Raw genomic sequence first — 14,995 nt, 5'->3', positions numbered from 1 at the left:
CATGAACCGCCGCAATTTCTTTTCTGGCGCCGCCACGGCCGTGGCCGCAGCCTCCGTCAGCCGCGTGGCCCTGGCCGCGCTTCCCGAGCCCGCCACGCAGTCCAGCGCCGACACCGCGCCGCCGCTGCACCCGCCCACGGGCCGACCCTACAACCCGGTGGTCACCCTGAACGGCTGGACCGCCCCCTGGCGCATGAACGCAGGCGTCAAGGAGTTCCACCTGGTGGCCGAACCCGTGGTGCGCGAGGTGGCGCCCGGCTTCATGGTCAACATGTGGGGCTACAACGGCCAGAGCCCAGGGCCGACCATCGAGGTGGTCGAAGGCGACCGCGTGCGCATCTTTGTCACCAACCGCCTGCCTGAACACACCACCATCCACTGGCACGGCCAGCGCCTGCCCAATGGCATGGACGGCGTGGGCGGCCTCACCCAGCCCGCCATCCAGCCGGGCAAGACCTTTGTGTACGAGTTCGTGGCGCGCCGCCCCGGCACCTTCATGTACCACCCGCATGCCGACGAGATGGTGCAGATGGCCATGGGCATGATGGGTCTGTGGATCACCCACCCCAAGGGCAGTCACCCGCAGATTGCGAAGGTGCAGCGCGACTACGCCTTCCTGCTCAACGCCTTTGACGTGGAGCCCGGCAGCATGACCCCCAAGGTCAACACCATGCTGGACCACAACATCTGGTGCTGGAACAGCCGCGTGTTCCCCGCCATCAGCCCGCTGGTGGCGCGTCAGGGCGAGCGCGTGCGCATCCGCGTGGGCAACCTCACCATGACCAACCACCCTATCCACCTGCATGGGCACGAGTTTGAAGTGACCGGCACCGACGGCGGCCCCGTGCCCAAGAGCGCGCGCTGGCCGGAGGTGACCACCGACGTGGCGGTGGGCCAGATGCGGCAGGTGGAGTTCATTGCCGACGAACCCGGCGACTGGGCCCTGCACTGCCACAAGAGCCACCACACCATGGGCGCCATGGGGCACGCCGTGCCCACCATGATCGGCGTGGACCATCGCGGACTGGTGGGCAAGATCCAGAAGATCGTGCCCGACTACATGGTGATGGGCGAGCGCGGCATGGCCGACATGGGCGCCATGGAGATGCCGCTGCCCGACAACACCTTCCCGATGATGACCGGCGCCGGCCCCTTTGGCCCGCTGGAGATGGGCGGCATGTTCACCACCCTCAAGGTGCGTGCCGACCTGCCCGCAGGCAGCTACGCCGACCCCGGCGACTACAGGCAGCCAGGCGGCACCCAGGCCTTTGAATGGCAAGGCGCGCCAGCCACCAAACCCCGCCCCGCACGCACCGACACCCCAGGCACGGCCCCGGGCGCCGCCAATGCGCGCAAGCCGGCTGCCAGCGGCCACCAACATTGACGCTACCAATCGCCATGAACACTATCAAATTCATAGCTACCTGGGCAATATGCACTATCGCATTCGGCACTTTTTCTGCCTATGGGCATGAAAACATGCCCCACCGCACCACCACAGCCCCCGTGGTCAAAGAGCAAAAGGACTGGGGCATTGCAGGCGACGCTCAGCAGGTGCGCCGCACCATCACCGTGCGCATGGGTGACGACATGCGGTTCAGCCCCCGCCACATCGAGGTGCGCGAGGGCGACACCGTGCGGCTGCGCGCCGAGAACAAAGGCCAGGTGCTGCACGAGATCGTGATCGGCACCAAGGCCGAGCTGGACGCGCACGCCGCGCTGATGGCCAAACACCCCGGCATGGAACACGACGAGCCCTACATGGCCCATGTGGCCGCAGGCAAGAAAGGCGACATCGTGTGGCAGTTCAACCGCGCAGGGCAGTTCGACTTTGCCTGCCTCATCCCCGGCCACTACCAGGCGGGCATGACCGGCACCATCACCGTGCTCCCCCGCAACCCCTGATGCCAGGAGAAACACCATGACCCTCCCACGCCACCGTTCCACACACGCCCCCGCCAGCCCGCCCCGCCGCCAATGGCTCGCCACCACCCTGCCCCTGCTGGGCGCGGGTTTAGCTGTCGCTTTACTGCCGGGTGAGTCCCGCGCCGCCAACAGCACACCCACTCCGCTGGAAGTGTGGAAAGACCCCAACTGCGGCTGCTGCCAGGACTGGGTGGACCACATGCAAGCCAACGGCTTTGCCGTGAAGGTGCACGCCACCGGCAACAACGCCGTGCGCGCCCGCCTGGGCCTGCCGCAAAAGCTGGGCTCGTGCCACACCGCGCTGGTGGGCGGCTACCTGGTGGAAGGCCATGTACCCGCCAGCGACGTGCGCAAGCTGCTGCAGCAAAAACCCAAGGCCCTGGGCCTGGCCGTGCCCGGCATGCCCGTGGGCTCGCCCGGCATGGACGGCGCCGTGTATGGCGACCGACGCGACCCGTACGACGTTCTGCTGGTGGCCCATGACGGCGGCACACGCGTGTTCAACAGCTACAACAAAAAGGCATCGACATGAAAAAGCACCTCTTCTGCATCCCGCTGGCTGCCAGCCTGCTCGTCTTGGGCACAGGGCCCGCCCTGGCCCAAGCCCCCGCAGCAGCCCCCGCAGCAGCCGCAGCAGCCGCCGCAGACAGCCACAGCAGCCACCACCCCGCAGCCGCCGCATCGCCCGCGCCCCAGGGGGAGCTGAGCGAAGGTGAAATCACCCGGTGGGACCCGCGCACCCTGCGCCTCACCCTCAAGCACGGCGAGATCAAGAACCTGGAGATGCCGCCCATGACCATGGTGTTCCGCGTGGCGGACGCCAGCGTGGTGGGCGATCTGAAACCCGGCGACAAGGTGCGTTTTCGGGCCGAGCAGATCAGCGGCGCCTACCACGTCCAGCGGATCGAGAAAGCGCCCTGAAGCGACTCCACGCGCAGCGCCAGGGCCCTGATGCTGCGCAACTGTCGGACGGCGCATGGGCACCATAATCAACGGCCATGAGTTCCTCCAACACACTGGCTGGCGACGCTGGCAGCATCACCCGCGTGGCAGGCATCGAGGTCGGCCACTTCACCGAAACCCGTCGCCCCACGGGCTGCACCGTCATCATCACCCGCGAGGGCGCCGTGGCCGGGGTGGATGTGCGGGGTGCCGCCCCCGGCACGCGCGAGACGGATTTGCTCCACCCCTCCAACCTGGTGGACAAAGTGCACGCCATCATGCTCGCGGGCGGCAGCGCCTGGGGGCTGGACGCCGCCACCGGCGCCGTGCGCTGGCTCGAAGAGCGCGGCGTGGGCTTTGACGTGGCCGTGGGCCGCCTGCCCATCGTGCCTGCCGCCGTGCTGTTCGATCTGCTGGTGGGCGACATGCGCATCCGCCCCGATGCGGCAGCGGGCTACGCGGCGTGCGAGGCAGCCTCCACCGCCGACCCGGCCGAAGGCAACGTGGGCGCGGGCACCGGCGCGGCGCTGGGCAAGATCTTCGGCATCCAGCGCGCCATGAAGGGCGGCATCGGCACCGCCTCGGTCACCGTGGACGGGGTCACAGTGGGCGCGCTCATCGCCTGCAATGCGCTGGGCGACGCGATCGACCCGGACACGGCACAAGTCATTGCCGGAGCCCGCACCGACGACGGCCTGCGCCTGCGCGACACACGCCGCGCCCTGCTGCGCGGCGACCCGCCCCAGCCCCTGCTGGCGGGCACCAACACCACCATCGGCGTGGTGGCCACCGATGCGGTCATCACCAAGGTGCAGGCCCACCGCCTGGCCGTGGCCGCGCACGACGGGCTGGCACGCAGCATCAACCCCGTGCACACCATGTCCGACGGCGACACCCTCTTCAGCCTGGGCACAGGCCGCAGCGGCAAGAGCCTGGGCATGATGGTGCTGGCCACCATGGCGGCCGAGGCCACGGCCATCGCCACCGCGCGCGCTGCGCGGGCGGCCCGGGCCATCACCACGGCGGAGGGCTTGTACCTGCCATCGGCGGCGGAACTGGGCCGATAAGCTGCCCACCACATGGGGGCGATGCGATAAGGTTCGCCGGACGCCTGCGCGGTCGCCCTGCCGCGAGCAACGCCCTGGGGAGATTCAACGGGCTGTGTCCGTCGCGTCCACCAGCTTGTCCATGCCCTCACGCTCCAGCCGGTAGCTGAGTCGGTCAGCCACCCGGGTCGCGCCCAGCCCCTCATAAAACGCCCGCCCGCGGTGGTTGCCGGCCTTCACATTCCAGTCCATGCGGGCGCACCCATGCTCCAGCGCATAGCGTGCGACCCATGCCATGAGCGCTTGCCCCACACCCGCATTGCGGGCCTGCTCACCCACATAGAGCTCTTTCACCTGGCATTGCCCGCTGCTGTGCGGGTGTGGGTCCACCAGGGAGTGCTGCAGCACGATGGCGGCCAGGCCAACCGCCCGGCCGTCTGCACGCACCGCCACCACCAGGCGCAGCGGTGAGGTCTCGGACAGCAGCCGCTCCCGCAGGTGGGCCCAGACCTGTTCGCGCGCGGGCGCAGGCTGCGGGTCGTCAGGCGCGCGGTAGTGGGCATGGAGTTCACACAGCAGGTCTGCCAGGGATTCGTGCTGGGCTGGGGTTACAAGCGCAATGTGCATGCGCCACATTTTGCAAGCTGCCTATGCTGATAAAAAAGCGCTGCGACCCCGGCCACACCGGTGCCTGGGTCGCCTTCATTGCGCGGCCGCTCCCGCGCAGCTGCGGCAGCAGATCACCCAAGGGCATGGCGCGCGCACCGAGCGATCAGGAAGACCACCTGGTCCTGCGCCTCAACGCCCTCGGCAATCAGTCGCCCGTGCTGAGGGTGTTGCAGACCAGTGCCCTGAGCCTCACCGCCCCATGCCTTGCAGATTGAACGACATGCCCAACAGGTACCGCTGCTACGAAAGTATTTCCACCGTTGGCGCTGCCGACAACCCACCGCAAGGGCGGCTGACCGCCCTATGATGCAGATGGTGGGCGGTGCCCAGGGGTCGGGACCGTCTGCCCCACCCTCATCCCCATGACCCCGGATCGGAACAAGGAGAGTCAACCCATGAGAGACCATACGTTTCAGAAACGTGCATGGCTGCTGTGCCTGCCCTTGCTCGTGGGCACACCGCCCGCACAGGCGCAGGACCAGCTGGTGGATTTGCAGTCCAGCGGCGGCTACACCTCCTACCGCTTGGCGGACGATGTGACCCAGGTGGACCTGGTGGAACAAACCCAGGGAGCGTGCCGCTTCAACCGCACCTGGGGCTATGACCTGACCAACCGCGAGCTGTGGACCAACGGTGGTTGCGGCGGTCGCTTCAAGATTACGCGGACCTATGCCTCTGGCAACAACAGCGGCTCCAATGCCGGGGCGGCGGTAGCGGCCGTAGCCGCCATTGCAGGCATTGCCCTGTTGGCCAACCACAACCGTCACGACGACGACCGGCGCCCCGAGTACCCGGGCTACCCCGGCCAGGGTGGCGACTGGGGGCGCGAGATCCGCGTGGATGGCCGCCTGTGCCTCGATGTGCGGGGTGGCAAGTTCCAGCCTGGCACCACCTTGCAGGTGTACGAATGCAACGGTACGGCATCCCAGCGTTTTACAGTGGGGCGCGGCGGCGAGATCCGCGTACGCGACCTGTGCGTCGATGTGGACCGTGGCGACCCACGGGATGGCGCTCGGGTGGTGCTGTGGTCCTGCTCGGGCTCGCGCAGCCAGAGCTGGTTCACCCGGGGTGGGCAGATCGTGAGCCAGCTCACCGGCAAATGCCTGGATGTGGACGCCGGCCAGGTCCGCCCCGGGGCGCACACGATGGTGTGGCCCTGCAACCGCAGCCCCAGCCAACGCTGGTGGTGGTAAGGAGCCCCCATGCAAAAAAATCTGCAACGGATCTCTGCAAGCGCCTGCTCCCTCGTGCTGGCACTGGCGGCCCACACAGCCAACGCAGCCGACACGGCGGTATCGTCACCCACCACGCCACCCCGCCCTGCCAAGGCCCACAAACCGGTGGCCTCAACCCTCACCCACAGGCTGCAAGCCATCTGCTCGGCAGCCGACCTCAACCACGACGGCAACGTGTCGCTGGACGAGTTTCACCAGGACATCGTGCAGGGCTGGCACAGCCTGGGCCCCGATGCAGAGGGTTACGTCCATCTCGCCCACCTCAGCCAATTGCCCCGCATCGGCAAAGGCCAGCTGAGGCGGCTGGCTGCAGCTGACAAGGATGGGGACGGAAGGCTGTCGTTCACCGAGGTGGTGCAGGCCCGCATGGCCTACTTCGAAGCGGCAGATGTGGACCAGAACGATTTGCTCTCGCTGCAGGAATGCATGGCCTACGAGCGCCAGCGCAGGCGCCTGCCGCAGTAGAAGGCTGCGCCGACGATTTCAACGCTCCCGCCAATCCAAGCCGGAGCAACTCCTGGGGCGTGAAACGTGAAGACAAGTGCTGATATGCGGCGCTATAGCTCCTGCCCGGATAATCCACCGGCTTGCTGATTGCGCGACAGGGCTCCGGAACGACCCTGTTGCGCTGGCGGGTCATCCCGGTTGGCTGAAGCGCCACTTTCGCCCTGTTTTCGCTCCGTTGGTCCATCCCCCATGCCCCAGGCCTTTCGCAATACCTTTTTCACCCTGCGCGATCTGATTGTGTCAGCGGGCCCCCTCGCCTTCCTGGCGGTCGGGCTGCTGGTGCTGGCCTATTGGTGGCTCAACCCCAATCCCCCCAAGACGGTGACCCTGGCCACCGGCCCCGCCCAAAGTGCCTATGAAGAGTTTGGCAAGCGCTACCAGAAGGCACTGGCTGTCGACGGGATTGATGTGGTACTGCTGCCCAGCGAGGGCTCGTCGCACAACCTGCAGCTGCTACGGGACGGCCAGGCTGATGTGGCCTTTGTGCAGGGCGGTACGGCCGAACTGCAGCCCGATGACCCGGACAACCTCGTGTCCCTGGGCAGCCTGTTTGTGGAGCCGCTATGGCTGTTCTACCGCACCGACGCAGCAGAGCGCATGCACAACGCCCCTCGGCTTGATAGCCTGAGGCAGCTGCGCGGCTGGCGGGTCAATGTGGGATCAGAGGGCAGCGGCGTGCCCACGCTGATCGAGCGCCTGTTGCAGGCCAACAAGGTAGAGCCTGGGTCGGTCAAGCTGTCGAGGCTGGAGCAGACCCCTGCCACGGTGGAGTTCCTCGCCGGCCGGCTGGATGCCCTGGTGTTTGCCTCGGCGCCCGAATCGCTGATGGTACAGATGCTGCTGCAGACACCTGGCGTGCAACTGCTGGATTTTGCGCAGCACGAGGCCTACGCGCGGCGGTTTCCGTTCCTCACCCCCGTGACCTTGCCACGCGGCGTGGTGGACCTTGCAGCCAACGTGCCCCAGCGCGATGTCCGGCTTGTGGCCACCACCACGTCCCTGCTGGCGCGCGACGGCACACACCCCGCCCTGCTCACCCTGTTTGCCCAGAACGCCCAAAAGCTGCACAGCGGCGCAGGCTGGTTCAACCGGGCGCGTGAGTTCCCCAACACGCGCGGTAGCGAGCTGCCGATTGCCAAGGAGGGCGACCGGGCCATGAACGAGCCAGTGCCCATGCTGCAACGCTACCTGCCGTTCTGGCTGGCCAACCTGATCGAGCGCATGTGGCTGGTGCTGGGCATCTTGCTGGCCATCATGCTGCCGCTGTCGCGCATCGTCCCGCCGCTCTACCAGTTCCGGGTGCGGTCACGGGTATTCCGCTGGTATGGCCGCCTGCGCGAGATCGAGACCGACCTGGAGATGGGCAAGAGCGACCCTGCAAGCCTGCTGCGCACCCTGGACAGCCTGGAAGCCCAGGCCGAAAAGGTGAGCGTGCCTTTGTCGTATGCGGACGAGCTGTATGCCCTGCGCAACCACATCCACCTGGTGCGCAAAAAACTGCTGCGCGCGTCGGAGGGGGCTGGAGGATCGACCGACTACAGCACTCCGGGTGAGGGGATGACTGAAAACAGCATGAAGGGAACAGGGAGCGCAGCAGGAACTGGGCATTGACCCAGGCTTCAGTGGCCAGTGGCACAAGGCCGCTGGCAGCACTCAAAGAGCCACCCGCAGCGCAGGTGTCTTTCCGCTCAGCGATTCTTGGGGGTCTTGGCACCCGAAGCCGGGGCCAGGGGAGCGGACTTGGACAGCGGCGCCATTCGGGAGCTAGAGCCCGTACGACCCTCAGACGACTTGCGGTCTGCCCCACCCGTCTCCGCAACGCCCGAAGCGCGGGCCGCCGGCTTGGCGGGTTTGGGAAGCTGGGCCGGCACCACGCGCAGCGAGCCTTCAGCCGCCAGCTTGTCTCGCATGCGGCGGGTCATGGACTGGGTGCTGGCATCGGGCGCAGTGAACAGAAACAGGGTGCCGTGCGGGCTGGCCCAGGTGAGTTGGGTGCGCACCACCCGGCCATTGGTCACCAGTTCCACCCACGCCCCGATGACAAAGTCAGCATAAGGGTCGGGGGTGTCCAGCGGGGTCTGAGCGCTGTCCTGCAGGGCAGGAGCGGAAGCCTCGGGCGGTTCAGCCAGTTCTGCCACCTCGGAGACCGCTTCGGGCTCGGCCGCAGGGGCCGGTGCGAGGGCAGCTGGCGCCGGCTTTTCAAAAGCAGCCTGGTGTAACGCCACCAGCCGCTGCAAGAAAGCACTGGTCTGCACCGCTGGGTAGTTGATGGTCTTGAGCCCTTTGCGCAGTTTGGCCAGCAGGCCAGGGATGGCCTCGTTGAGGCGGTCCGTCTCCTGGCGGGTAAGGTCCGGCTGCGCCGTCCACAGCAGCACCGGGACCAGCGCCAGGTAACCACTGGGGTCGTCGTCCTGGCTATCATCGCCGCGCATCACCTGCGCCAGCGCCACCACGTCAGCCCAGGGGCCCGCCGCGAAATCCAGTACGTCCGACGGCACTTTGTCCACATCGGGCAATTTGCGAATATCGGCTGCGATCTTCTCGGCCAGCAATTCGCGCTGCTCGGCCTGCAACTTGGCTTTCTGTTCGGCCTCCTGATGGGCCTTGATCTTTTGTTCCTGAGTGTCCCAGGCCGACTGCAGCGCCTTGAGCACGGTGTCGAAGGGCCCCGCATCCTTGACCTCATGGGCGGACAGGTGGCCCACCGCCTCCGTCACCAGCCGCATGAAACGACTGAAACCAGGCTCCGTCTCTGCAGTGAATGCCAGGCTGCGTTGCGTCAGCTCGTCGAGCAGGCGGCGTGCAGGGTGATTGCTGTCGGTAAAAAACCGTCCGTCGTGGTGCACCAGTTGCTTGAGCGCGGGCTCCAGGCTCTTGACCGCCTGCTGCACGGGAGGCAACAAGCGGGCGTCCTGCGCGATGTTGGCCATCATGCGCCCCACCACCTCCACCGCCATGGCGGTGGACTGGGTTGCGGCCTCCATGGGCATGGCGGCATAGACCACCGGTGCCACGCCAGGCCCCCGCCAGCCGGCCAAGGGCACGGGCAAGGACCCGGGCTGGCTGACCGTGCCGCCCCCGGCCAGTCGGCCCACCAGACGCTCCAGCTGGGCCATGTCTTCAATCGCTTCGGCGGCTGCGCCTGACGGGTAGTAGCCCCCTGCCAGCGATGACTGGGCGCTGACGGCTCCCGCACGGGGGTCCACCCAGCCTGGCTGACCCGCGCCGCTGGGCACCACCACCGCCTGTGCGGGCACGGCTCCGTAGACAGGAGCCGGGGCAAACGGATCACCCCCCGCCAGCATCTGACGCAGGATGCCGACAGTGAGCAGCGCCTCTTCAGCAGCATCCACAGGCATGGGCACCATGGCACCTTGCTGCGACTCGCCGCTCCAGCCCGTGCTGGAACCCATGCCACGCCCGTAGCCGGTGTTGCCATAGTCGCCCATGGGCGCATTCATTGACGGGCCATAGCCCGAATAGCCGCCTCCGTACCCCGTGCCAGGGCCACCGTAGCCAGACCCGCCGTAACCGGTGCCGGGGCCTGCGCCGCGTCCGCCGCCCGAAGGCGTGCCGAGCACCGCATAGCCCACCGGCTGCACGCCATGCTCGCGCAAGCTCTGGGCGGTTTTTTTGTATTCCTCGGCCAGCAGTTTGCCCAGCAGGTCGCGCATGTGCTGCATCCACAGCTGGCGGACCTCTGCGGAAACGCCGGTCTCACCCACCACCTGCTGCAGCGCGCGGATGTAGCTCTCGGGCCTTAGCGGATTGCGTTCAGGCTGCACACTGCGCAAACCTTGCGCAGCGCTCACCAGGGTGTTGAGTTCTGCCAGCACGGCGTCCGTGGCATGGAGCGCAGACTGCTGGGCCTTGGATAGCTCCACCTGGGCCTGCATCTCGCTTTCGTCCATGAGCGAAAGCTCGCCAAAGTCCATGCCGGTGTCGTCGGCCGAACTGCGCCCCTTGGCGACTGCAGGGCCTTCGGCAAAGATTTCGAGCAGGGCCATGGGATAGCCCTTGACCAGCGCTGCCTCGTGCTCATTGAGCAGGCGCAGCGCATCGCTGAGCAAATTGCGCTGCTGGATGTTGCGGCTAGCCGACTCCTCGCTGGTCAAGGCACTCTGGGTGACCTTGACGAGCTGCCCCATCAGGGCCTCGCCCCCGCGAACGGCGTTGACAACGCAGGCGCGGAAAACGGTTCTCAGACGCGAGGCGGGCAGGGACATGGTGGGAGGGAGGAATCGGGCAAGAGGTTTCCAGATGCAATCCTACTTGACCTCGGCCCTTATTTGAGGGCCTTGAAACGCATCCGCTTGGGCTTTGCACCCTCTTCACCGAGTCGCTTCTTCTTGTCGGCTTCGTACTCCTGGTAATTGCCGTCAAAGAACGTCCACTGGCTGTCACCTTCGGCGGCCAGGATGTGCGTGGCAATACGGTCCAGGAACCAGCGATCGTGGCTGATAACCAACACTGTACCCGCGTATTCAAGCAAAGCGTCTTCCAGCGCGCGCAGCGTTTCCACGTCCAGGTCGTTCGAGGGTTCGTCCAGCAGCAGCACGTTGCCGCCTGCGATCAGCGTCTTGGCCAGGTGCAGTCGGCCGCGCTCACCGCCCGACAGCATGCCCACCTTCTTTTGCTGGTCGCCGCCGTTGAAGTTGAAGCGCCCTGCGTAGGCGCGGCTGGCCATGGTGAACTTGCCGATGTTGATCATGTCCAAGCCGCCGGAGATGTCTTCCCACACGGTCTTGTCGTCCGACAGGGCATCACGGTGCTGGTCCACAAAGGCCATCTTCACGGTCGAGCCGATCACGACCTCGCCGCTGTCCGGCTGTTCGCGACCCGCGATGAGCTTGAACAGGGTCGACTTACCGGCACCGTTGGGGCCAATGATGCCGACGATGGCGCCGGCTGGGATGTTCATGGACAGGTTGTCGATGAGCACGCGGTCGCCAAATGACTTGGTGACGTTCTTGAACTCGATGACCTGCGTGCCCAGGCGCTCGGCCACAGGAATGAAGATTTCCTGCGTTTCGTTGCGCTTTTGGTATTCGTAGTCGCTCAGTTCTTCAAAACGTGCGATACGCGCCTTGCTCTTGGCCTGGCGGCCCTTGGCGTTCTGGCGCACCCACTCCAGTTCCTTCTTCAGGGCCTTGGCACGGGCCTCTTCGCCCTTTTGCTCGGACTCCAGGCGGGCCTGCTTCTGGTCCAGCCAGGTGCTGTAGTTGCCCTTGTAGGGGATGCCGTAGCCCCGGTCCAGTTCCAGAATCCACTCGGCGGCGTTGTCCAGGAAGTAGCGATCGTGGGTAATGGCCACCACGGTGCCCGGGAAACGGTGCAGAAACTGCTCTAGCCAATCCACCGACTCGGCGTCCAAGTGGTTGGTGGGCTCGTCCAGCAGCAGCATGTCGGGCTTGGACAGCAGCAGGCGGCACAGTGCGATGCGGCGCTTCTCGCCCCCCGAGAGCAGGCCGACCTTTGCATCCCATGGGGGCAGGCGCAGTGCGTCGGCCGCGATTTCGAGCTGGTGCTCGGAGTCTGTGCCGGCCGTGGCGATGATGGCTTCCAGGCGCGCCTGCTCTGCAGCGAGGGCGTCAAAGTCGGCATCGGGCTCGGCGTAGGCGGCATACACCTCTTCGAGCTTGGCCTTGGCGGCAAACACTTCGCCCATGGCCTCTTCCACGCTTTCGCGCACCGTGTGCTCGTTGTTGAGCTGCGGCTCCTGGGGCAGGTAGCCGATCTTGATGCCCGGCATCGGGATGGCCTCGCCCTCGATCTCCTTGTCCACGCCCGCCATGATCTTCAGCAGCGTGGATTTGCCCGAGCCGTTCAGACCCAGCACGCCGATCTTGGCGCCCGGGAAAAAGCTCAGGGAGATGTCCTTCAAGATCTGCCGCTTGGGCGGCACGGTCTTGGAGACGCGATTCATCGAATAAACGTATTGGGCCATGGAGGGTTCTAGCTCGCGAAAGTGGGCAGGAAGTCTGCATCCGAGCGGGTTTGGAGGACCATTTGGAGCAATCCAAAAAGGCACCGAACGCGCTCTCAAACCTTGGATTATCGGTCCATGCGACAATACCCCCGTTGTGGGCTCCAGTTGCCCGCCACATCAGCACACTGCTGGGGACGAAGGAAGCCACGCTTCCGGGCTCCCAATCCTGAACCTCATCAGCCTGAGACTGGCTCGGCAACCTCCCGGTTGCACGACAGGCGGATACCCAGCGCCCCGGACGGGCGCATCCAATGACATGACATTTGACGAACTGAACCTGGCTCCTGCCATCCTGAAGGCTGTGCACGAAACGGGCTATGAAACCCCCACGCCCATTCAGGCCCAGGCCATTCCCGCTGTTCTGGAAGGCCACGACCTTCTAGCCGGCGCGCAGACTGGCACCGGCAAGACCGCTGCGTTCACCCTGCCCATGCTGCACCGCCTCTCGCAAGGCACTGCACCCAAGAACAAGTTTGGCGGCAAGGGCATCCGCGCCCTGGTGCTGACGCCCACCCGCGAACTCGCCGCCCAGGTCGAAGAATCTGTGCGCGAATACGGCAAGTACCTGGACATCAACTCCACGGTGGTCTTCGGCGGCGTGGGCATGAACCCGCAGATCGACCGCATCAAGCGTGGCGTGGACATCCTGGTGGCCACCCCCGGCCGGCTGCTGGACCTGCAGCAACAGGGCTTTCTGGACCTGTCCACGGTAGAAGTGCTGGTGCTGGACGAAGCCGACCGCATGCTGGACATGGGTTTCATCCACGATGTGAAGAAGGTGTTGGCCCTGGTGCCCAAGGACAAGCAAAGTCTGCTGTTCTCGGCCACTTTCAGCGATGAGATCCGCGAGTTGGCCAACACCCTGCTCAAGAACCCCCAGAGCATTCAGGTCACCCCGCGCAACACCACGGTGCAGCGCATCTCGCAGGTGATTCACCCCGTGGGCCGCGGCAAGAAAAAGCAGGTGCTGCTGCACATCATCCAGCAGCACAACTGGAGCCAGGTGCTGGTGTTCACGCGCACCAAGTTCGGCGCCAACAACGTGGCCGAGTTCCTGACCAAGAACGGTGTGCAGGCGATGGCACTGCACGGCAACAAGAGCCAGAGCGCCCGCACGCAGGCCTTGGCAGGCTTCAAGAGCGGCGAGATCCGCGCCCTGGTGGCCACCGATATCGCTGCGCGCGGCATCGACATTGATGACCTGCCGCACGTCGTCAACTACGAAATCCCCAACGTCCCTGAAGACTACGTGCACCGCATTGGCCGCACGGGCCGTGCTGGCGCTACCGGCGAGGCCGTGAGCTTGGTCTGCATGGACGAAGAAGGCTTCATGATGGACATCGAGCGCTTCACCAAGCAGCAGATCCCCGTGCAAGTCATCGAAGGCTTTGGCCCCGAGCCTGGTGAAAAGGCCGAGCCCATCGCCATGGGCCGCCAGACCATCTGGGGCGGCGCAGGCAAGCCCCCGAGCCGTGACGTGATGCAGGCTGCTGCCAAGGCCGCCCGCACCGAAATGATGGAACGCATCCGCACCAACAAGGCCAGCCAAGGCGGCGGCCAGGGTGGCGGCGGCGAGCGCGGCCCTCGTGCCGGCAATGGCGGCGGTGGCCGCTCCGGCGGCGGCGCGCCCCGCAACGCCCAGGGCCCGGCCGGTGGCGGCCGTGGCGGACAAGGTGGTGGTCGCGGCGGCCCGCGTGACGGCGCATCCCAGGCACCAGCACGCAGCCGGGGCCCACGCCCAGAGGGCGGTGGCGGCCATCGCTACGATGACGCACAACCCCCCCGCGCCAATGCGCACCTGGGCACCCACCTGGGTCACAGCAATCCAGGCCATCGCAGCTCGGGCCATGGTGCGGGCGGTCAGCCCGACCCCATGCGCACCAGCGTGGACAGCATGGCTGAACGCGGTCGCCGTGGTGGTGGCGGTGGGTATCGCAACTCTGGAGGTGGTGGCTATGGCGGCGGATCAGGCGCGGGTGGCGGTGGTGGCCGGGGCAACGGGTCTCGTGGGCCAGGCGGTCCTCGCGGCTCTTTTAACCGCTGAGTCACGCACGGCGCCTTCTGCCCCCGCAGCGGGCGCGCCCGAGACCTCGGGCACCACGGTCCATGTGCTGCATGCCAAGGGGCGGCGAGCCCCCGCGCTGACCCATCCCCGCCTGCAACTGCATGCGGTGGATTTTGCGGCGATGCCTGCTTTGCCCCCGGTGGATGACGTCTACATCACCCTGGGCACCACCATGGCTGCAGCAGGCAGCCAAAGCGCGTTCCGCGCGGTGGACTACGACGCCGTGATGGCCACGGCCCGCGCTGCGCGTGCGGCTGGCGCGACCCGTTGCGGAGTCGTCACCGCCATGGGGGCCAACGCGCAGTCGCGCATTTTTTACAACCGCGTCAAAGGCGAGGTAGAGCGCGACCTGCAGCAGCTGGGTTTCGAGACACTGGTCATCGCGCGCCCCTCCCTGCTCATGGGCGAGCGCCGGGCGCTGCAGCAGGCCCACCGGCCCGCCGAATCGCTGTCACTCAAGCTGTTTCAGTGGCTGAACCCCCTCCTGCCCGCCGACTACCGCGCCCGCCCGGGCGCCGATGTGGCCCGGGCGCTGGTCCATGCCGTACAGTCGGGCCGCCCCGGGCTGCAGGTGCTGTCCGGCCGTGCGCTGCAGCCTGGCTGACAGGCGGCTGCA

13 protein-coding genes are annotated in these 14,995 nt (G+C 66.5%); 10 read left to right on the top strand and 3 right to left on the bottom strand.

Translation table 11 applies throughout. The features are described from left to right. Position 1 precedes the first annotated feature (1 nt). The 5 genes from ACODSM_RS14625 (at position 2) to ACODSM_RS14605 (ending at position 3,935) form a co-directional block, all read left to right on the top strand. Positions 2-1,384 (top strand): multicopper oxidase family protein, encoded by a 1,383-nt coding sequence (locus ACODSM_RS14625; RefSeq protein ID WP_488805766.1) that lies wholly within the window; start codon positions 2-4, stop codon positions 1,382-1,384. Positions 1,385-1,398: 14 nt separating this feature from the next. Then, positions 1,399-1,905: a cupredoxin domain-containing protein gene (locus ACODSM_RS14620; protein ID WP_488805765.1), complete on the top strand. Its 507-nt coding sequence runs from the start codon at positions 1,399-1,401 to the stop codon at positions 1,903-1,905. 16 nt (positions 1,906-1,921) lie between these two features. Continuing rightward, entirely contained in the window at positions 1,922-2,458 is a 537-nt protein-coding gene (locus tag ACODSM_RS14615; RefSeq protein WP_488805764.1) for a DUF411 domain-containing protein, read from the top strand. Beyond that, positions 2,455-2,847: a copper-binding protein gene (locus ACODSM_RS14610; RefSeq protein ID WP_488805763.1), complete on the top strand. Its 393-nt coding sequence runs from the start codon at positions 2,455-2,457 to the stop codon at positions 2,845-2,847. The genes ACODSM_RS14615 and ACODSM_RS14610 overlap by 4 nt, the downstream gene beginning before the upstream one ends. 77 nt (positions 2,848-2,924) lie before the next feature. Further along, positions 2,925-3,935: a P1 family peptidase gene (locus ACODSM_RS14605; protein WP_488805762.1), complete on the top strand. Its 1,011-nt coding sequence runs from the start codon at positions 2,925-2,927 to the stop codon at positions 3,933-3,935. Positions 3,936-4,019: 84 nt separating this feature from the next. Here ACODSM_RS14605 and ACODSM_RS14600 read toward each other — a convergent pair whose 3' ends face one another. Beyond that, on the bottom strand, positions 4,020-4,541 hold the full coding sequence (locus tag ACODSM_RS14600; protein ID WP_488805761.1) for a GNAT family N-acetyltransferase: 522 nt from the start codon (positions 4,539-4,541) through the stop codon (positions 4,020-4,022). Between the two features lie 437 nt (positions 4,542-4,978). Here ACODSM_RS14600 and ACODSM_RS14595 point away from each other — a divergent pair, with 437 nt between their 5' ends. The 3 genes from ACODSM_RS14595 (at position 4,979) to ACODSM_RS14585 (ending at position 7,936) form a co-directional block, all read left to right on the top strand. Then, on the top strand, positions 4,979-5,776 hold the full coding sequence (locus ACODSM_RS14595) for a lectin (protein WP_488805760.1): 798 nt from the start codon (positions 4,979-4,981) through the stop codon (positions 5,774-5,776). A gap of 9 nt (positions 5,777-5,785) precedes the next feature. Beyond that, entirely contained in the window at positions 5,786-6,283 is a 498-nt protein-coding gene (locus ACODSM_RS14590; RefSeq protein ID WP_488805759.1) for an EF-hand domain-containing protein, read from the top strand. A 231-nt stretch (positions 6,284-6,514) separates the two neighbouring features. Beyond that, positions 6,515-7,936 (top strand): TAXI family TRAP transporter solute-binding subunit, encoded by a 1,422-nt coding sequence (locus tag ACODSM_RS14585; protein ID WP_488805758.1) that lies wholly within the window; start codon positions 6,515-6,517, stop codon positions 7,934-7,936. 77 nt (positions 7,937-8,013) lie between these two features. Here the strand turns inward: ACODSM_RS14585 and ACODSM_RS14580 are convergent, their stop codons facing one another. After that, positions 8,014-10,551 carry a DUF1631 family protein gene (locus tag ACODSM_RS14580; protein ID WP_488805757.1) on the bottom strand — a complete coding sequence of 846 codons (2,538 nt, stop codon included), beginning with the start codon at positions 10,549-10,551 and terminating at the stop codon, positions 8,014-8,016. 59 nt (positions 10,552-10,610) lie between these two features. Next, positions 10,611-12,272 (bottom strand): energy-dependent translational throttle protein EttA, encoded by a 1,662-nt coding sequence (gene ettA / locus ACODSM_RS14575; protein WP_015014713.1) that lies wholly within the window; start codon positions 12,270-12,272, stop codon positions 10,611-10,613. 298 nt (positions 12,273-12,570) lie between these two features. Here ettA and ACODSM_RS14570 point away from each other — a divergent pair, with 298 nt between their 5' ends. Continuing rightward, positions 12,571-14,358, top strand: a complete 1,788-nt coding sequence (locus tag ACODSM_RS14570) for a DEAD/DEAH box helicase (protein ID WP_110961182.1) — start codon at positions 12,571-12,573, stop codon at positions 14,356-14,358. After that, positions 14,270-14,983, top strand: a complete 714-nt coding sequence (locus tag ACODSM_RS14565; protein ID WP_488805756.1) for a Rossmann-fold NAD(P)-binding domain-containing protein — start codon at positions 14,270-14,272, stop codon at positions 14,981-14,983. The genes ACODSM_RS14570 and ACODSM_RS14565 overlap by 89 nt, the downstream gene beginning before the upstream one ends. Positions 14,984-14,995: the final 12 nt, after the last annotated feature.

The organism is Acidovorax sp. FG42 (genome assembly GCF_057809195.1).
The sequence above is the reverse complement of the archived record's forward strand: the minus strand, read 5'-3'. Positions and strand labels throughout refer to the sequence as shown.